This is a genomic window from Microbacterium longlingense (assembly GCF_058349825.2).
On the sequence record NZ_JBYRJA020000001.1, the window covers coordinates 162,632 to 181,547 of the forward strand.

General features: G+C 70.9%; 17 protein-coding genes. 4 read left to right on the forward strand and 13 right to left on the reverse strand.

Annotated features, from left to right (window positions below; all coding sequences use genetic code 11):
- The first annotated feature begins 139 nt into the window (after window positions 1-139).
- The 4 genes from AC3RXY_RS00725 to AC3RXY_RS00740 all read left to right on the forward strand — a co-directional run bounded on the left by AC3RXY_RS00725 (window position 140) and on the right by AC3RXY_RS00740 (window position 4,987).
- On the forward strand, window positions 140-823 hold the full coding sequence (locus AC3RXY_RS00725) for a FadR/GntR family transcriptional regulator (RefSeq protein ID WP_491508961.1): 684 nt from the start codon (window positions 140-142) through the stop codon (window positions 821-823).
- Between the two features lie 164 nt (window positions 824-987).
- Window positions 988-1,833: an ABC transporter ATP-binding protein gene (locus AC3RXY_RS00730; RefSeq protein WP_491508962.1), complete on the forward strand. Its 846-nt coding sequence runs from the start codon at window positions 988-990 to the stop codon at window positions 1,831-1,833.
- Window positions 1,834-1,895: 62 nt separating this feature from the next.
- Window positions 1,896-2,900 carry an ABC transporter substrate-binding protein gene (locus AC3RXY_RS00735; RefSeq protein WP_491508963.1) on the forward strand — a complete coding sequence of 335 codons (1,005 nt, stop codon included), beginning with the start codon at window positions 1,896-1,898 and terminating at the stop codon, window positions 2,898-2,900.
- Entirely contained in the window at window positions 2,897-4,987 is a 2,091-nt protein-coding gene (locus tag AC3RXY_RS00740) for an iron ABC transporter permease (RefSeq protein WP_491508964.1), read from the forward strand. The genes AC3RXY_RS00735 and AC3RXY_RS00740 overlap by 4 nt, the downstream gene beginning before the upstream one ends.
- Window positions 4,988-5,101: 114 nt before the next feature.
- On the opposite strand, the gene AC3RXY_RS00745 is transcribed toward AC3RXY_RS00740, so the two are convergent.
- The 13 genes from AC3RXY_RS00745 to AC3RXY_RS00805 are packed head-to-tail and all read right to left on the reverse strand — an operon-like array spanning window position 5,102 to window position 18,818.
- A complete protein-coding gene (locus tag AC3RXY_RS00745; protein WP_491508965.1) occupies window positions 5,102-6,292 on the reverse strand; it encodes an acyl-CoA dehydrogenase family protein in 1,191 nt (396 codons plus the stop codon).
- On the reverse strand, window positions 6,289-7,437 hold the full coding sequence (locus tag AC3RXY_RS00750; RefSeq protein WP_491508966.1) for a CaiB/BaiF CoA transferase family protein: 1,149 nt from the start codon (window positions 7,435-7,437) through the stop codon (window positions 6,289-6,291). Before AC3RXY_RS00750 ends, AC3RXY_RS00745 begins: the two co-directional genes overlap by 4 nt.
- Entirely contained in the window at window positions 7,434-8,879 is a 1,446-nt protein-coding gene (locus tag AC3RXY_RS00755) for an aldehyde dehydrogenase family protein (protein ID WP_491508967.1), read from the reverse strand. Before AC3RXY_RS00755 ends, AC3RXY_RS00750 begins: the two co-directional genes overlap by 4 nt.
- A complete protein-coding gene (locus tag AC3RXY_RS00760; RefSeq protein ID WP_491508968.1) occupies window positions 8,876-10,333 on the reverse strand; it encodes an aldehyde dehydrogenase family protein in 1,458 nt (485 codons plus the stop codon). Before AC3RXY_RS00760 ends, AC3RXY_RS00755 begins: the two co-directional genes overlap by 4 nt.
- Entirely contained in the window at window positions 10,330-11,118 is a 789-nt protein-coding gene (locus AC3RXY_RS00765; RefSeq protein ID WP_491508969.1) for a sugar isomerase domain-containing protein, read from the reverse strand. Before AC3RXY_RS00765 ends, AC3RXY_RS00760 begins: the two co-directional genes overlap by 4 nt.
- A 9-nt stretch (window positions 11,119-11,127) precedes the next feature.
- A complete protein-coding gene (locus AC3RXY_RS00770; protein ID WP_491508970.1) occupies window positions 11,128-11,880 on the reverse strand; it encodes a nucleoside phosphorylase in 753 nt (250 codons plus the stop codon).
- Entirely contained in the window at window positions 11,880-12,794 is a 915-nt protein-coding gene (locus AC3RXY_RS00775) for a carbohydrate kinase family protein (RefSeq protein ID WP_491508971.1), read from the reverse strand. The genes AC3RXY_RS00770 and AC3RXY_RS00775 overlap by 1 nt, the downstream gene beginning before the upstream one ends.
- Window positions 12,791-13,360 (reverse strand): cysteine hydrolase family protein, encoded by a 570-nt coding sequence (locus AC3RXY_RS00780; RefSeq protein WP_491508972.1) that lies wholly within the window; start codon window positions 13,358-13,360, stop codon window positions 12,791-12,793. The genes AC3RXY_RS00775 and AC3RXY_RS00780 overlap by 4 nt, the downstream gene beginning before the upstream one ends.
- Before the next feature lies 1 nt (window position 13,361).
- Complete coding sequence (locus AC3RXY_RS00785; protein ID WP_491508973.1) at window positions 13,362-14,264, reverse strand: ABC transporter permease; 903 nt, start codon at window positions 14,262-14,264, stop codon at window positions 13,362-13,364.
- Entirely contained in the window at window positions 14,261-15,382 is a 1,122-nt protein-coding gene (locus AC3RXY_RS00790) for an ABC transporter permease (protein WP_491508974.1), read from the reverse strand. Before AC3RXY_RS00790 ends, AC3RXY_RS00785 begins: the two co-directional genes overlap by 4 nt.
- Window positions 15,379-16,938, reverse strand: a complete 1,560-nt coding sequence (locus AC3RXY_RS00795; RefSeq protein ID WP_491508975.1) for an ABC transporter ATP-binding protein — start codon at window positions 16,936-16,938, stop codon at window positions 15,379-15,381. The genes AC3RXY_RS00790 and AC3RXY_RS00795 overlap by 4 nt, the downstream gene beginning before the upstream one ends.
- 46 nt (window positions 16,939-16,984) lie before the next feature.
- Window positions 16,985-18,046, reverse strand: a complete 1,062-nt coding sequence (locus tag AC3RXY_RS00800) for a BMP family lipoprotein (RefSeq protein WP_491508976.1) — start codon at window positions 18,044-18,046, stop codon at window positions 16,985-16,987.
- Window positions 17,970-18,818 carry a GntR family transcriptional regulator gene (locus tag AC3RXY_RS00805; RefSeq protein WP_491508977.1) on the reverse strand — a complete coding sequence of 283 codons (849 nt, stop codon included), beginning with the start codon at window positions 18,816-18,818 and terminating at the stop codon, window positions 17,970-17,972. The genes AC3RXY_RS00800 and AC3RXY_RS00805 overlap by 77 nt, the downstream gene beginning before the upstream one ends.
- Window positions 18,819-18,916: the final 98 nt, after the last annotated feature.

An 18,916-nucleotide genomic window follows, 5' to 3' on the forward strand; every position in this document is an offset into this window, starting at 1 on the left:
CATCCCTATGTGATTTCCACTCGTGACCGACCCCTCCGCGCGGATGCCACCGGGGCGGCGGAGCGGAAACAGCTACGATACGAGGGGCGACCCGGCCACGGACGGACGGCCAGCCCCGCCCCGACCAAGGAGCCGCCCGATGACCTCGCCTGACGTGCCGAAGCGCTCCGCGCTGGTCAGTCAGCTCATCGACATCCTGCAGCGCGGCATCCGCGACGGCCGCTGGCCCGTGGGCTCCCGGCTGCCGATCGAATCCGAGCTGCTGGCCGAGTTCGGGGTGAGCCGGATGACCCTGCGGCAGGCCGTCCAGGCGCTCGTCCACGTGGGAATGCTGGAGACCATTCAGGGCAACGGCACCTTCGTGCGCGCCACCAGCGAGGTCGGCGCCGTGCTCGCTCGCTATCTGGGGGGCGAGGACACCCGGACACTCCTGGAGGTCCGGCTGGCGATCGAGGGCGAGACCGCGTCCCTGGCCGCGGCGAACGCCGATGCCGGCGACCTGCGTGCGCTGGAGGAGATTCTCGAGGCCTCCCGAGACCTCATCACGAACCAGGATCTCGGGGCCCTGGCGACCCTTTCCCACCGCTTCCACCGCGGCGTCGTGCGCGCCGCGGGCAATCCCGTGCTGCTCCAGTTCTACGATGCCATCGGCGCCGGCGCCGAGCGGTCTTTCCGGGAGCTCGACGGCCCCCAGTCGCCGGCCAGGTTCGTGGCGGAGCACGAGGGGATCCTCGACGCCATTCGCGCCCGCGATGGCGCGCGTGCCCACGAGCTCGCACGCGCACACCTGCTCCCCGTGCTCGACAAACACCGCGACCGATAGAGCATCCCTTGCGGCGCAAAGCTCCGCGATCGGCGCGCCCGGAGTAACCACCGCCACCGCTGCTGCCTCATCGTCACCCCGGAGTTTCAGGGATCTTTCCCGACCGGGCGTCGGACCCTCGCCGACCCCTTGGCAAGGATAGGGATGCCTAATATGCTCTTTGCGTGAGCAAGAATCCGGGAACAGCAGCGCTCGCGGCGCGCGGCATGCGCGTGACCATGAGCGGCCGGAGCATCATCGACGACGTCTCGGTGCACCTGGAGCCCGGCGTGGTCACCGCGATCGTGGGCCCCAACGGCTCCGGCAAGTCGACCCTCCTGCGCACGCTCGCCCGGCTGGTCCCCGCGTCCGCCGGCTCGCTGTCGCTCGGCGAGATCGACGACGCCTTCGCCCTCTCCGCCCCGGGGTTCGCCCGGCACCTCGCCCTGCTGTCTCAGCATGCCCCCACCCCGGCGGGGATGACGGTGCGCGATGTCGTGGGCTTCGGCCGCCACCCGCATCGCAGCCCCTGGCGGGGCTCCGATCCCGACGGCGCCGGGGCTATCTCCCGCGCTCTCGAGCTCACCGGCCTGGACGGGTTGGCGCACGCCCCGATGGAGACCCTCTCCGGCGGTCAGCTGCAGCGCGCGTGGATCGCCAGCGCGCTGGCGCAGCGAACCGCGGTGCTGCTGCTGGATGAGCCGACCAACCATCTCGATGTGCGCTATCAGGTGGAGATCCTGAACCTCATCCGCGAGCTTGCCGATGAGCAGCGCACCGCGATCGGCGTCGTGCTGCACGACCTCGAACAGGCCGATCAGATCGCCGACCGCCTCGTTCTGCTCGACGGCGGGAGCATCGCCGCGGCGGGGACGCCAGAGGAGGTCCTCGACGGCGCTCTGCTCAGCCGGGTGTACGGCACGGCCCTGTCCGCGAACCGCGATCCGCGGGACGGACGGATCAGCATTCGGCCAGAGCAGCTGCGCCGGCGCACCGCCGCGCCCGTGCACGCCGATCCCCGGGAGCCGTGAGCGCCCGCCCAGACCGGGCTGGGCGCACCCTGCGCGCAGCCGATCAGAAAGGAAGCAGACCCATGAGCGCTCCCCTGCGCAGAGCGGCCGTCACCGTGGCCGCCATCGTCAGCACCGCCCTGATGCTGACCGGCTGCGGCACGACCGCAGAGCCCGACGCCGCCGGCGGCGGGGAGAGCATCACCGTCACCGGCACGGACGGCCGCGAGATCACCCTTCCCGACGGACCGGCGCAGCGCATCGTGGCCCTCGAGTGGGAACACGCGGAGACGCTCGCGAGCATCGGTGCCGGCGATGCCGTCGTCGGGGTGTCCGACCTTCCCGGCTACGAGACCTTCGTCGCCCCGGTCGAGCCGCTCACCGGCGACCCCGCCGATCTGGGCCAGCTGGTCGAGCCCAGCGTCGAGGCCATCGCCGAGCTCGAACCGGACCTCATCGTCGCCGGAGACCACTCCACATCCAGCGACCTGCGCGAGCGGCTCTCGGCGATCGCCCCCGTTCTCCTCGTGAACACCGAAGACCCCGCGGACCCCCTCGGTGCACTCGAGGATGCCACCACGATCCTCGGACAGGCCAGTGGGCACGAGGAGGACGCCGCGACGCTCATCACCGACTTCCACGAGCACATCGCCACCGTCGCAGAGCAGGTCGACGCATCCGGAGCGGCCGGAGACCCCGCCGTGTTCGTGGCCGTCATCGCCCGCGGCGGCGACCTGCAGCTGCGCCTGCACGGCCGGGAGAATCAAGCCGGCGCTGTGCTGGACGCCATCGGCCTGCCCCCCGCCTACACCGGCGATGTGGACGGCTCCGGACTCGCCCACGTCGACGTCGAGGGCCTCACGTCGCTGCCGGACGACACCTGGTTCCTTTACTGGCTCGACTCCGGCGACGGAACAGACCCCGTCGCCGTGCACCTGACAGGGAACGCGGTATGGGACGGCCTCCCCTTCGTCTCCGACGGCCGGGCCCACGGTGTCAGCGAAGGGATCTGGATGTACGGCGGACTGGCGTCGATGTCGGCCTTCGCCGACGACGTCGCCCGGATCGTCACCGCCCCCGCGCGGTGAGCCGACGGCCCGAGCCTCCGCTGCCGACGCACCGGGCCATCGATTCCCCGCCGGGCCGGCGGGGAATCGCGGTCGGCGTCGCCATCGTGGCCGCGTGGCTGCTGCTCGCGATCGTCGCGCACCTCACCCAGGGCGCCGCGGACGGTATCGGCCTCGGAGCGATCTGGCAAGCGCTGACCGTCGGAGACGATGCCCAGGCGGTGGCGATCCTGACGCAGTCACGCCTGCCGCGCCTGGCCGCCGCGCTCCTGGTCGGCGCGGCGTTCGGCGCAGGGGGCGCTGCGCTGCAATCGCTCTCGCGGAACCCCCTGGCCTCTCCGGAGACCATCGGGGTGAGTGCGGGAGCCGCCCTCGCGCTGGCGGTGTTCGCCGCGGCCCGCGTGACCCTCGGCCCCGGAGCCGGGATGGCCGTCGCCTTCGGCGGCGGAATCACGGCGGCCGTGGCGGTGATCGGTCTGGCCGGGAGCCGCTCCCTGTCGCCGGTCCGACTGGTGCTGGCGGGTTCTGCACTGGCGATGGGCCTCAGCGCCGTGCAGTCGATGCTGGTCCTGCTCTTCCCCTGGGAGACCCAGGGGATCGTGCAGTGGAACGCCGGATCGCTCGCCCAGAACGGATCCGCCGCGACGGCCGCCGCTGCCCCGGTCGTCATCGCCGCGATCCTCGCTCTGCTGCCCTTCGCGCGCCGCCTGGACCTCCTGCAGCTCGGCGACGACACCGCTGCCGCCTTCGGGGTGCCCGTCGCCGGCACCCGCCGCTGCGTGCTCGTGATCGCGGTGATCCTGATCGCCGCAGCCGTGACCGTCTCCGGCCCGATCGGATTCGTCGGGCTGTGCGCACCGGCGGCGATCCGGCTCCTGGCCCGTCGTCTCCCCGGCCTGCGCCGGACCCGGGCGTTCATCCTCCTCAGCGCTGTGGCGGGGATCGCCCTGGTGCTGTCCTCGGACGTGCTGCTGCGCGCGGTGATCGGCGCGCAACGCGGCACCCTCATCCCCACCGGGGTGGTCACGAGCGTGATCGGCGCGGTGTTCCTCATCCTCCTCGCCCAGCGCCTGGCCGAGAGCGGAGACGGCGAGTCGCTGGCCTCCCTGCGCGCCGGGACCCGGTTCGGCAGCCGCCACCCGGCCCTGTTGCTGGCCACGGCCGGGATCGTGTTCGCCGCCGCGCTGGTCGCCGCGATGCTCCTCGGGGACACCCGGCTGCTCCTGGGGGATGTGTGGCTGTGGGTTAGGGGCTCCGCGCCGCCCCGGATCGACCTGATCCTGGATCTGCGCCTGCCCCGCGTCCTGGGTGCGCTGCTCGCGGGCATGGCGCTCGCGCTGGCGGGGCTGCTCGTCCAGGCCGCCACGCGCAACCCGCTCGCCGATCCCGGCATCCTCGGCGTGAGCTCCAGCGCCGGGCTCGGCGCGGTGATCGTGCTGTCGACCGTGTCGGGTGCGCACACCGCCCTGGTGTTCGGCGGAGCGGGGCTGGCGGCGATCGCCGCCGGTGCGCTGCTGTTGCTGGTGGCGCGGGCGCGCCCGTTGCGGATGGTCCTCGTCGGCGTCGGGATCAGCGCGGGGGCCGGCGCGCTGACCACGCTCGTGCTGGTGCGCACCGATCCCTACAATCAGGCCAAGGCCATGACCTGGCTCGGCGGGTCGACCTACGGCACCACGCTTCCCGCGCTCGCCCCGGTGGCGGTGATCCTCGCGCTCAGCGCTGTCGCTCTGATCCGCACGCACCGTGACCTCGACCTGCTGCAGCTCGACGACGTCACCCCGGCCGTGCGCGGGGTGCGCGTCCCCGCCACCCGGCTCTGGCACCTGACCCTGGCCGTCGCGCTGACCGCCGCCGCGACGACGGCGGTGGGCGTGATCGCCTTCGGCGGGCTCGTCGCCCCGCACATCGCCCGCCTCCTCATCGGCAAGAGACACCGTTTCCTCGTGCCGCTGGCCGCGCTGATCGGCGCGATCCTGCTGCTGCTCGCCGACACCGCCGGCAGAACCCTGCTCGCACCGACGCAGCTGCCCGCGGGACTCGTCGTCGCCCTCCTCGGCGCTCCGTTCTTCCTCTGGCTGCTCGCGCGTATCCGCGTGGACACCCGCTGATCGCCCGGCCTCGAGCGGCCGCCCCAGAACAGGCTGTCGGCACCGGAACAGGCAGTTTGCAGCGATTGCTGCCTGTTCCGGTGCCGACAGCCTGTTCTGGGGCGGCCCGGGCCGTCAGCTGAACGCCGGAAGGCCCGTCAGCGCCCGGCCGAGGATCAGCGCGTGGATCTCGTCGGTGCCCTCATAGGTCCGCACCGCCTCGAGGTTGGCCAGGTGACGCATCACCGGGAACTCTGCGGTCACGCCGTCGCCGCCGAGGATCGTGCGCGCCGCGGAGGCGATCGCGATCGCCTCGCGGACACTGTTCAGCTTGCCGACGCTGATCTGCGCCGGCGTGAGCGTGCCGGCGTCTTTGCAGGCCCCCAGGTGGACCGCGAGGAGGGTGCCCTTCTCATACTCAAGGAGCATGTCGGCGAGCTTGGCCTGCGTGAGCTGGAAAGACCCGATCGGGGCGCCGAACACCGCGCGCGACATGGCCCGGTCGATCGCGACCTCCAGACACGCCCGCGCGGCGCCCATCGCGCCCCAGACGATGCCGTAGCGCGCCTCGTTGAGACACGAGAACGGGCCGCGCAGCCCGCGCGCCTCCGGAAGCTCCGCATCGGCGGGCACGTGCACGTCATCGAGAGTGACATCGCACTGGATGGATGCGCGCATCGCATACTTGCCGACGATCGGCGTCGCGGTGAACCCCGTCGCGTCGGTCGGGACGATGAAGCCCCGGATGCCGTCGTCCGTCTGCGCCCACACGATCGCGATGTCGGCGAGGGAAGCGAGCCCGATCCACCGTTTGCTGCCGGAGATCACCCAGCCGTCGCCCTCCCGGCGTGCACGGGTGGTCATGGCTGCCGGGTCGCTTCCCCCGGCCGGCTCGGTGAGCGCGAAGCATCCGATGACCCTCCCGGCCGCCATCTCCGGCAGCCACCGCTGCTTCTGCTCCTCCGAGCCGAACTTGGCGATGGCGCTCATCGCGAGCGAGCCCTGCACGGACACGAACGTGCGCCAGCCGCTGTCGACCGCCTCCAGCTCCAGACACACCGCCCCGTACGCCGTGGCGGACGCCCCAGCGCACCCGTAGCCGGTGAGGTGCATGCCGAGGAACCCGGCCGCGCCCAGCGCCGGGATCAGCTCGCGACGGAAGTGCGCCTGCTCGAAGTCGTCCTCGATGAACGGGGCGATCTGCTCGCGGGCGAAGGTGCGGGCCTTCTGCTGCCAGGCGCGTGCCTCCGCGGGGAGGAGCGCGTCGACGGCGTAGACCTCGGCGAGCGCCTGCTCACCGGATGCCGATGTGTCGATGGAGGTCATGGCTGCCTTTCTGAAGCGGCCGCGGAGTCGCGGTCCTGGATACGGATGCGGGGGCCGATCGCCGGCGGCGGCGTGCGGTACGTGGCCGGGGTCTCGCTGAACCGGATCGGATGCGCGACCTGCCGCGATCCGTCGACGTCCACGACAGGGTCCAGCCCCAGGGAGGCCGCGAAGTCGAACGCCTCCGGGATCGTGTTGATGAGGCCGGCCGGCACGCCGCGGGCGATGAGGCGGGATGCCCAGTGCGCCGCGGGCTGGGTGACGAAGACGGCCTCCAGCGCGTCCCGCAGCTCCGCCCGGTGGGCGACCCGTCGCTCGTTCGTCGCGAATCGCGCGTCATCCGCCAGCTCCGCCCGGCCGATCTCCTGTGCGAGCGTGCGGAACTGCCGGTCCGTCCCCACGGCGATCGCGAAAGAACGGTCGGCGGCGCGGACGATCTCGTAGGGCGCGATGCTGGGGTGCGCATTGCCGAGGCGGCCCGGCGTCGCGCCGGCGATCAGGGCGGCCGATGCCTGGTTGGTCAGCGCCGAGAGGAGACTCGACAGAAGGTTGACCTCCACCTTCTGTCCGCGACCGGTCTCGGCTCGCGCATGCAGGGCGGCGAGGATGCCGGTGAGGGCGTGGAGACCGGTGATGATGTCGACCAGCGCGACCCCCGCCTTCATCGGCTCGCCGTCCGGGGTCCCGGTGATGCTCATCAGCCCGCCGGTCGCCTGGACGAGCAGATCGAAGCCGGGCAGGGACGCCCCTCCCCCGCCGCCGAAGCCCGAGATGGAGCAGTAGATGAGACGGGGGTTGACCGCGCTGAGGTCCTGATAGGACAACCCCAGGGCGTCCAGCGTTCCGGGGCGCGCATTCTCGATGAAGACGTCGGCGTCGGCGACCAGGGCTCGCAGCGCCGCGATGTCGGCCTCGTCGCGCAGGTCGGCGGTGACCGCCGACTTGTTACGGTTCACCGCCGCGAAGTAGGTCGCGACGCCGTCTGGCCCGGCAGGAGGAACCCAGGCGCGGGTCTCGTCGCCGGTTCCCGTCCTCTCCACCTTGATGACGTCTGCACCGAGGTCCGCCAGCAGCATCGTGGCGTAGGGGCCCGCGAGCACGCGGGACAGGTCGACGACCCTGATGCCGTCCAGCGCCCCGGTCATGCCGCACCTCGCAGATAGATCGTCGACGGCCGGGTGTAGAACTCCCGGGCAGCGGCTCCCTGCTCCCCCGGCCCGAGCGAGCTGCCCTTGACGCCGCCGAACGGGACGTGCGGGTCAGCGCCCGCCGTCTCGGAGTTGATGTGCAGCATGCCGACGTCGAGCCGATCCGCCGCTTCCAGAGCGAGGCCGATGTCGCGGGTGAACACCGCGGCGGACAGCCCGAAGGCGCTGTCGTTGACCAGGTCGAAGGCGTCGTCTGCGCCGTCGACGACGTGCAGCAGCAGGACGGGCCCGAACAGCTCCCTGGCCCAGAGCGCCGATTCCGGCCCCCCGGCCACGATCGTCGGATTGACGATGTGTCCCACCGCACCCGTATCGCCTTCCGGGCGGCGGGTGGTGAGGATCCGGGCGCCCTCGGCGACGGCCGCGGCGATCCCGGCGAGCACCGCGGCGCGCGCCGCGGCCGAGACGAGCGGCCCGACCTCGACGCCCGCGGTGACGGGGTCGCCCACGACGAGGGCGTCCGCGGCGGCGACGAGCCGCTCGGTGAACTCCGCCGCCACCGCGCGCTGCACGATCACCCGTGACGTCGCTGTGCACTTCTGACCGGTCGCCGCGAACGCACCGGCGATGACCTGCGAGACGGCGAGATCGAGGTCGGCGTCGCGCAGGACGACCGCGGCGTTCTTGCCCCCCATCTCGGCCTGCACGGGGATGCCCCGCGCAGCACCGGCCGCCGCGATCGCCCGCCCCACGCCGGTCGATCCGGTGAAGCTGATCGCGTCGATGCCCGGGTGGTCCACGATCGCGCGCCCCGCCGCGCCATCGCCGTGCAGGAGCTGCAGAACGCCCGCCGGGAGACCGGCATCGACCAGCGCCTCCGCGAGACGCACCGCGAGCAGCGGCACGGCGCCGGACGGCTTCCACACCACGGTGTTGCCGTGGACGAGGGCCGGAGCGATCTTCCATGCCGGGATCGCGAGAGGGAAGTTGAACGGGGTGATGATGCCGATCGTACCCACCGGACGCCGCGTGACCAGGATGCGCTCGCCGGGACGGGGCGATGCGAAGACCTGACCGTTGTCGCGATCCGCCTCCGCGCCGACGTAGTCGAGGATCTGTGCGGCGCGACGCGCCTCTCCCACACCCTCCGGCCGGGTCTTGCCCTCTTCGCGGGCGAGCTCGTGCCCGAGCTCTTCCGCCCGCTCCGCGAGCAGCCGACCGGCCGCGCGCAGGATCGCCCCGCGGGCGGCCGTCGTCTCCCGGCGCCATGCTCGCCCCGCGGAGACGGCAGACTGCACGGCCTTGTCTGCGTCCGCCGCGGACGCCTCCGCACCGGCGGCGACCACCTCGTCCGGTCGCGCCGGGTTGCGCCTCTCGAAGGCGGGGCCGGTGCCCTCCGTCCAGACCCCGCCGACGAGGTTCCGAATCAGCACGGTCATGATCCGGCCCCTCTGAGGATCCGGATGTGTCGCTGCTGCATGAAACCGTGCAGCCCCTCCGGCCCCAGCTCACGGCCGAAACCGGACATCTTCCACCCGCCGAACGGCGCGTGCAGCTCGGTGATGTCGTTGATGTTGACACCGATGCCGCCGGCATCGATCCGCTCGGCGACCGCCCAGGCCCTGTCCAGATCGCGGCCGTAGACGTACGCTGCGAGACCGGCCTCCGTCCCGTTCGCGAGCGCGGCGACCTCGTCGATCGAACTGCCGGCACGATACCGGTGCACGGCGACGACCGGGCCGAATGTCTCTTCCCGCATCACCGCGGCGCTGGTGGGCACCGCGTCGAGGACCGTCGGCGCGAAGAACGTGCCGTGGTCGAAAGCGCTGCCGGTGAGCCGCGAGCCGCCCGTGACCACGCGCGAGCCCCGCGCGACGGCATCGGCGATGTGGCGGTCGGCGACGTCGATCACCGCGGCGGTCGTGGTCGGGCCCCCCGTGACCGCGGTATCGACGCCGTGTCCGAGCGCGATCCGCTGCGCCTCGGCGGCCACCGCGTCGACGAACTCGTTCGCGATGGACTCGTCCACGAGGATCCGGTTCACGGCGATGCAGATCTGCCCGGCGTTGGAGAACGATCGTCTGGCCGCTGCCGCGGCAGCGGCAGGGATGTCCGCGTCGGAGAGCACGACGAACGGGCACTGTCCGCCGAGCTCGAGCGAGACGCGCTTCATCGTGTCCGCCGCCGACCGCATGATGGACTGCCCGGTGCGCGTGGAAGCGGTGGCCGTCACCATGCCGATGCCCGGATGAGCGGAGATCGCGCTGCCGGCCTCCAGGCCGCCGGGAAGGTCGGCGAGCACGCCAGCGGGCAGACCGGCGTCGTGCAGGCACTGCACGACCATCCCGATGGCGAGCGGCGCCTCGAGCGGCGGCTTGACGATGATCGCGTTGCCTGCCGCGAGGGCCGGCCCGATCTTCCAGGCGTACAGGTCGACAGGGTAGTTCCAGGGCACGATCGCCCCGACAACGCCGATCGGCGCCCACGTGACGAGCGAACGGATGTCAGCGCGCTGAACGGGACGGATCGTGCCGCCCACCCTCGTCCCCTCCTCGGCGTAGTAACGCAGCACGACGGCCCCGAAGGCGATCTCCTTACGGCTGTCGGCGAGCGGCTTGCCCTGCTCCCGCGTCAGCACGTCGGCGATCTCGGAGATCCGTTCGTCGATCAGATCAGCCGCCAGGCGAAGGATCGCACAGCGCTCGCCGGACGGCATCGCCGCCCACCCTTTGGCGGCGATGGCGGCGCGCTCGACCGCGGCGTCGACATCGGCCGCTCCCGCCACCGCGGTACGACCGACGAGCTCTCCGGTCGCCGGGTCCCGGACGTCGACGAGCTCGCCGGACGTCGCCGGTCGCCAGCCGCCGCCGATGTACAGCCCGCGCTCGATCACTTCACCACCGGCGCCGAGAAGTCGCGGTTGCGCAGCCGGCGCCACAGCTCTTCATAGTTGCGGTCGTTCTGCTGGTGGGCGAACGTGGTGCGGTTCGAGTTCGTGTTGATCATGATCATGGGCTCGATGCCGCGCGCGACCAGCTCGGCGGCCGTCGAGGCGTTGATGGCGTGCGAGACCGCCACCGCGATCGACGTGGAGGTCGGTCCGACCGGGAACTCGAGGCCGTCGATGAACTGCGACGCGTCTTCGAGCGGGATGCCGGTGTCGATGGTGACATCGGCGATCTCGAACAGGCGCTTCCCGCTGGAGTGGCGACTGGCCACCTGCGACGAGTGCGGGACGCTGGTGACGCCGATGACCTTCAGGCCGCGCTCCTGGAACTCCACGGCCATGTCGAGGATGACGGCGTTGATCCCGGAGTGGCTGAACAGGATGATCGAGTCGCCGTCCTTCAGCTGATGGGAGCGGAGGATCGCCTTGCCGTAGCCCTCCTGCGTGTGCATGAACCGGTACTGGGCGGTGCCCTGATCGCCGAGCACGTGGTGCATCAGCGCGATCGAGGACTCGACGATGGGCCGGAAGCCGGTGACGCCGCCGGTGCGGGGAAAAGACTCCAGCGCGGCGAAGCCGCCGTGCCCGGTGCCGAAGGTGAACACCAGTCCGTCGCCGGCGATCGAGTCCGCGCAGATCTGCGCGGCGGCCGCGATGCTGTCGGCCTGCGTGTCGCGGACCTTGCCGATCTTCGCGATGACGTCGTTGAGGTAGTCCTGTGCGATGGTCATGATTGCTCCTTAACGGGTAGCGGTCTCGGTGACGGCGGCGAGCGCCTGGAAGCCTGCCTCGAGCAGCTGGCCCTCTGCGACGGCGCGCTCCGGGCGAGCCATCTTGTCGTTGGTACGTCCGTCGACGCTGGCGAGGCAGAGCGAGCCGGCGCGGACGCCGAGCGCCTGCGCTGCCACGAGGATGGCACTGGTCTCCATATCGGTGGCGACGACGCCCGTGCGTTCGAGCTGCGCGTAGCGGTCCGCGACGGGGCGCTCCCCGAGACCGGTCTCGAACATCTCGGTGTAGAAGCCGTCGTAGCTCGCGAACAGCCCGGAGCGGGTGGGGAGGGCTGCCGCGGAGACGGCGTCCTCCAGCGCGCGGGTCAGGGTGAAGTCCGGAACGGCCGGGTACGCGACGGGCAGGTACGAGGCCGAGGTCGACTCCCCGCGAACCGCGCCGTGGGCCACCACGAACTCGCCCAGCTGGGTCGACCCCACCGTCATGACCGTCCCGAGACGCACGAACCGGCGGACGCCGAGGCCCGCGAGCTCATGCAGCACGACCGCCGCGATGGGTGCGCCCATGCCGAACGCGCTCACCGTGATCCGCACGCCCCGATACCACCCGGTCGCCGTGGTCAGGCCCCGGTCCTCGTTGAGGACCTCAGCGTCTTCCAGGATCCCCGCGGCGAGGAGCACCCGCCCCCGGTCTCCGACCAGGACGGCGGACTCCCCGACCTGATCGGCTGTGCAGCCCAAATACCAGGCGCGTTGTGACATCAGTTGTTCTCCTTCGATGGATCGGTGCACGTGGGTGAGACGCCGCTGCGGGACTGCAGCAGGGCGGCGACCGCGCGGGTCGCTGCACGCATGACGTCGTCGATCTGCGTGTCTGTGAGGTCTGCCGGAGCCGGGCAGGCCGCCAGCGCCCCCGCCAGCGTGCCGACGAACGTGTCGCCGGCCCCGGTGGTGTCGACGCTGCGCACGACCTCCGCGGGGACGAACCCTGCGCGGCTCGGCTCCCCGGAGATCCGCCAGTGCACGCCCTGGGATCCCTGCGTCTCGACCAGGAGCGCGCCGGGCGCCGTCCGGTGGTCTGATCCATCGGGAAAGACGTACGAGCGCTCGCCTCTGCTGTAGCTGACGACTTCGGCCCGTGCCAGCACGCGCCGGATGAGGTCGTCGTCGTAGACGTCATCGTCGTGCTTGACCGCCCATGCCAGCCGCACTCCGTCGGGGAGGGCGTCCAGGAGCGCCGTGGTGAGCGGGCGCGGGGCGACGGTGAGGACGAGCCAGTCGAGATCCCCCAGCACCGAGAGCTGGCGTGCGCTCAGCGCGTCGGCGTGGCAGTCTCCCTGGTCGAAGAGGCAGATGGTGCCGCCCGCCGCGATCTCGATCATCGTCGCCGACGGAGTACGGGTGCCGCTGACGGCGACGCCGCCCGCGTCACAGCCGGAGGCGACGAGCTCACGCGTCCATCGCTGGCCGTCCTCGTCGGGTGCGACCCAGCTGATGACGCTGACCGGCGCGGCGCGGCTGGCGGCGCGCGCGATGTGCGCGACCCCGCCGATGCCGGGCTCCGCGCCACGGAACCCGCGGGAGACGATGCTCGTCGCATCGACGCCGCGGAACGACCGGATCTCTCCGCCGAAGTCGAGACTGGCGTACCCGACGACGCCGAGACGCCCGCTCACAGGGCGGCCTTCGCCTCGGCGAAGCTCGGCACGCGGCCGAAGTAGCGCTCAATGTCTTCCAGGCTCGCTTCTGCGAGGTGCGGACGGTTCGAGTTGGTGGTCTCCCGGGGCACCCAGACGTCGAAGCCGCCCGCGAAGCCGTCCTGCACGGTCGCGCGGATGCACACGTTGGTCTTCACGCCGACGACGATGAGTCTTTCGATCCCCTGCTCGCGCAGGAGCAGGTCCAGATCTGTCGCGTAGAACGCCGAGTAGCGGCGCTTCCCGACCTCGACCTCACGCCCGGAATCGACAGGCTCGAATCCCGGCATGTAAGCGGCGTCCGGGTCGCCGACCTGATGGTGCCGCGGGAGCTTGCGGAACTCGAAGTCGTCGAGTCCGCGATGGTGCCGCTCGACCGCGTGCACGACGAGTGCCTCGCGGGCACGCGCGACGTCGAGAAGCTCCGCGATCGGCTCCAGCACCGACGGCGCCTCGGGATAGGAGTTCGCCTCATCGGGGTCGAAGAACGACGCGATCACATCGACGAGGACCAGAGCGGTGGGCGGGAAAGAGGGGTGGGACATATCAGCTCACAGTTCGGGCGCCGCGACGCACCTGCCGGATGCCGGTGAAGGCGAGCACGGCGACGACGGCGACGTAGGGAAGGGTGGAGATGAGGTCTGCGGACGTGCCTGCCGATGTCTGCAGCCGGATCTGGAGCGCGTCGAAGAACCCGAACAGGATGCACGCCAGCGCGGTCGGCAGCGGCCGGGAGCGACCGAAGTAGAACGCGGCGAGCGCTACGTAGCCGCGTCCGGCGGTCATGTTCTCGTTGAACAGGCCGACGGTCCCGAGGCTCAGGGCGACACCGCCCAGCGCCGCCATCGCCCCGGCGAAGACGCCAGCGAGGTCTCGGATCCCCTTCGTCCGCAGCCCGAGCGACGCACTCGCGCTCTCACCCGCCCCGGTCGCACGCAGACGCAGGCCGAGGCGGGTGTTCGCCAGGGACCACGCCAGCAGCGGGATGAGGACGATGCACAGCCAGAACAGCGGGTCCTTGCCGGAGATGAGGGCGCCCAGGATCGGGATGTCCGCGACGAGCGGGATGTCGATGCGCGGCAGCCGCACGAGCCCCGCCGGCTGCAGCGTGCCGGACGTGCCGAAGACCGTACGCAGGACGTAGCCGATGATCCCGAACACGACGATGTTGAAGCCCAGGCCGACGATGATCTCGTTGGCGTTGAGCCGCGTGATCAGGATGCTCATCAGCGCACCGGTCAGGGCGCCGGCGATGAGCCCGGCGAGAGCTCCCGCTGCCCAGTTGCCGCTCGCGCCGCTCACCACGGCGCCGACGAGCGCGCCCACGATCATGTGCGCCTCGAGGCCGATGTTCACCACACCGGCGCGGCGGTGGATCGCCCCGCCCAGCGCTGCCAGCACCAGCGGGACCGAGAGGGTGACGGTGGACGCGATGAGGGCGTCGATCATGAGCGGACTCCTTCCGCGGAAGCCCGCCGGCTGCGCAGCCAGCGCGGAACGCCGATGGCGACGACGGCGAAGATCATCACGGTGCCTTCGAGGATGTCGATGAGCTGGACGGGCAGGTCGATGAAGAGCTGCACCGTGGCGCCCGCGGCGTTGAGCGCGCCGAACAACAGGGCCGCGATGAAGATGCCGACCGGGTTGAACCGCGCGAGCAGGGCGATGGCGATGCCGGTGAACCCGAACCCGGCGGAGAAGCCGGCCGAGTACCGATGGACGAGGCCGAGAGCGTGCGCTCCGCCGCCGATGCCGCCGATGACGCCGGCTCCGATCAGCGCGGTCGCGATCACCAGGCGCACGCGAAGCCCCTGCGCAACAGCGAATCGGGGTGCGCTGCCGACCGCACGGAACTCGAAGCCCAGGGTCGAGGTGCGCATCCAGACCGCGTAGGCGATCAGCAGGACGATGGCGATGACCAGTGCCCAGCTCATCTGGCCGGGCGGCGCGAGCGCGGGAAGCTCCGCGGACTCGGCGACGTACTGGGTGCTGGAGTTCGCCTGCCCGGGGGCGAGGAAGAACGTCTGCACGGCCCAGCCGGCGATGCCCGCCGCGATGAAGTTGAACATCAGCGTGGTGACGACCTCGTCCACGCCCCATACCGCACGCAGGAGAGCGGGGATGAGCGCGACGATCCCTCCGGCGACGACGGCGCCGAGCAGGGGAAGCAATGCTCCGACACCGACCGGCAGCCCGCCCATGTTCACCCCGATGACGGCGGCGGTGAGCCCGCCAGCGACGAAGCTGCCCTCCACGCCCACCGTGAACACGCCGGCACGGTATGCGAAGGCCGCAGCGATGGCTGTGAACAGGATGGGGGTTGTCGCCGCCAGCGTCGCGTTGATCCGGCTCGGCGAGCCGAACGCCTCGGAGACGAGCAGACCGTAGACCTGCAGCGGGTTGTTTCCGGTGACGAGAAGCACGATGCCGCCGATGACCAGGGCGATGGCGACCGGCAGCAGTGCCCGCCAGGCGATGCGCAGCGTCGCGTCGAGGAGCGCAGGGACGGACGTGTGCCGCCGTGCCCCGGCAGGCTCGACGGGAGCGCCGTGTGTGGTCGTGCTCACGCGGCCTCCTCCTGTGTCGTTCCGAGCATGAGCGCACCGATCCGGGCACGGCTGGCGCCGGCCGGAAGCTCGCCGCTCACGTGCCCGCGGTGCATGACGATGATCCGGTCGGAGAGCTCCCGCAGCTCGTCGAGCTCCTCGCTGAAGAGGACGATGGCGGTTCCCTCATCGCGGGAGAGCCGCAGCAGCTCATGGATGAAGCCGATGCCGCGGATGTCGACGCCCCGCGTCGGCTGGCTGGCGATGAGCACGCGCGGGCTGCCCAGGGTCTCGCGGCCGATGACCACGCGTTGCTGGTTGCCGCCGGACAGACTCGACGCGGGGTCCGCGGCGGAACCGAACTTCACCTGCGCACGCCGCAGCGTCGCGGTCACGCGTTCCGCGACCGCGCGCGGGTTCAGCCAGCCGCCTCTGCCGAGCTCGGCCAGCGCGGGGCTCGCGATCGCGTTGTCGGAGAGGGAGAGCGCCAGCGCGAGCCCCTCATGCTTCCGGTCGGCGCTGACGTATGACATCCCCGATCGCCGCCGCGCACGGATGCCGCGGCGGGCGATGCTCGTGCCGTCGAGGAGGATGTCCCCGCCGGAGAGCACGCGGACGCCGATGAGCGCCTCGGCGAGTTCTTCCTGGCCGTTGCCGGCGACCGCGGCGATGCCCACGATCTCCCCGGCGCGCACATGGAAGCTGACACCGTCGAGCCGGTTGTGCCCGCGGTCGTCGCGTGACCGGACGTCCTGGATCGTCAGCCGCACCTCACCGGGGGTGCCGGGGGTGGCGACCGTCTCCGCGACCGCGGAGTCCCCGATGATCAGCTCGGCGAGCCGAGGCCGGTCGACCTCGGAGCGTTGGAGGTGCTCGATGGAGCGGCCGCCGCGCAGGACGGTGACGTGCTCGGCGATCGCCAGCACCTCGTCGAGTTTGTGGCTGATGAACACGACGGTGCGTCCGGCATCGCGCAGCCGGGTCAGAAGGCCGAGCAGATCGGCGGCCTGCTCGGGCGCGAGCACCGCGGTGGGCTCATCGAGGATGAGCACGTCTGCACCGCGGAAGATCAAGCGCAGGATCTCGACCTGCTGCTGGATCGCGATGGAGGTGGTGGCTGCCGGGGCGTCCCAATCGATCGAGACGCCGACATCCTGCGCCAGCTGGACGGCTCGCGCACGGGCCTGCGCCCAGTCGATCACGCCGGCACGCGCGACCTCGTCGCCCAGGATCAGGTTCTCCAGGAGAGTGAGCTCCGGGATGATGGCGAGCTCCTGCTGCACCAGGCCGATGCCGCGTTCGATCGCGTCACGGGGCGAGGACAGGGCAACGGCCTCATCATCGATCACGATCGTTCCGGTGTCGGGGTGGTCGAGACCGTAGAGCATGCGCATCAGCGTGCTCTTGCCCGCGCCGTTCTCGCCGATGACCGCGTGGATCGTGGCAGGGGCGACCGAGAGGTGCACGTCGATGTTCGCGCGGACGTCACCGAATGCGCGGCTGATGCCCTCCGCCCCGATCCGGCGGCGGACCGTCGGATCGGGAGCGGACGCGCGCGTGCCTGTGGGTGCGCTCATCGCGGAGGGGCCTTTCTGTGTGGGGGGGATGTCGGGAACCGTCAGCTCACTTCTGCGTGAACCAGTCGGGGTATCCCTGGTCGACGACGTTCCAGACCTCGATCTGTCCGTCGATGATCTGCTGGCGAAGATCGTCGACCTGCGCGATCGTGGCTTCGCCGATGGCGTCGCGGGTGTATGTGAGGGCGGAGAGCCCGACGCCGTCCTCCGCGAGGCCCAGGCTGATGGTCTGCCCGCCCGGGAACGTGCCGTCGGCATACTGCGCCAGGATCGACCTCATCGCGACGTCGGTCTTCTTCAGCATGCTCGTGAGCACATGGCCCTGGGCGATCCCGTCCTGGTCGGTGTCCACGCCGATCGCATAATGATCGGCGTCTTTCGCGGCCTGGATGACGCCCGCGCCGGTGCCGCCGGCGACCGCGTAGACGATGTCTGCGCCCTCGTCGAACATCGACTGCGCGAGCTGCTGGCCCTTCGTGGGGTCACCGAAGTCGTTCGAGTAGGAGACGAGGACCTTCACCTCGGGGTCCACATCGCGAGCTCCCTGGACGAAGCCGACGAGGAACTTGTCGATCCCGGCGGCCTGCGTGCCGCCGATGAAGCCGATCACCTTGTCTGCGTTGATCTTCGGATCGCTCGTGTTCGAGGTCTGCAGGGCGGCGAGCGCGCCGGCGAGATAGGACCCCTCCTGCTCCTGGAAGAGCACGGAGGCGACGTTGTCGCCGGCCGCGACGGCGTTGAGCATCACCCAGTCGGTGTCGGGGTAGTCCGCCGCGACCTTGGGAAGGATCTCGGCGTGCGAGTACTCCAGGTCGATGACCAGGCCCAGGCCGCTGTCCCCCGCACGGCGCAGGATCTGCTCGCCCTGTCCGACGACGTCGTCCGACTCGATGGTGGTGCCCTGAACCCCGGTCGCCTCGAGGCCGTCGTTGAACCCCGTGAGCGCCAGGTCGTTGTAGGACTCGTCCCCGAGGCCGCCCTGAGCGATGACAAGCGCGGCGCGACCGAGGTCGTTCTCGGCGACGCCGCCGTCAGTCTGCGCGGCGCAGCCCGTGGCCAGCAGCAAGGCCGCCACCGGTGCGATGCCCAGAATCACTCGATTCTTCATGTGTTGCTCCCGTCGTTGGTGCAAAAGTGATGTGGTACAGATATTCGGTTCCGAGGTAGCGCGCACGCACGACCTCGACGAGTCGCCCGTTCTGATCTCGGGAGAAACGCACGACTTCGATAAGGGCGGTGCCGGCATCGACGCCGAGGAGTTCGGCGTCACGGGCACTCGCGTTGATGGCTCGCAGGGTCTCCTCGCCCGCGGAGAGGAAGACCCCGCCGGCGCGGAGCGCTTCATACAGCGAGAAGCTCTCGCGCGCGGTCTCCTGCTCGTTCAGTCCGATCCGGTCGGCGACGTCCGCGGGAATCAGGGCGCGGTGCACACCGACCGGACGGTCGTCGACGCGACGCAGACGCTCGATCTGGACGAGCCCGGGTGTGGGGTCCATCTCATCGTCATAGGCGGATCGCGGGCGGGCGGGGTCTGCGGCCTCGAACTTCTCGTAGGCCAGCAGCTCGCTCCGGGGCGCCAGCCCCAACCCGTGCACGTGCTCCGAGAAGCTCGTGAGCTCCGGGAGCTGCCGCTCCATGGGCCGCGCGTTGACGAACGTTCCCTTGCCCTGGTGCCGGGTGACCAGACCGCGCTCGACCAGGGTGTCCAGCGCCTTGATGACGGTGGCACGGCTCAGTCGGTTCTCACGCGCCAGCACGGTCTCGCTCGGGAGCTGATCCCCCGGGGCGAGCTTCTTGAGCTCGATGTGGTCTTCCAGTGCCTTGGCAAGCTGCACGTACAGCGGTTGCTCGCCGCGTCCGTGCTCCAGCTCTACATACATCAGGTACTCCATCGTCCCTTGACCGCTTGACCGGTCAAGTTTGCAACACAACCACTTGACCGGTCAAGTCCTTTTTCTGGACGGGCCGGATACCGGTG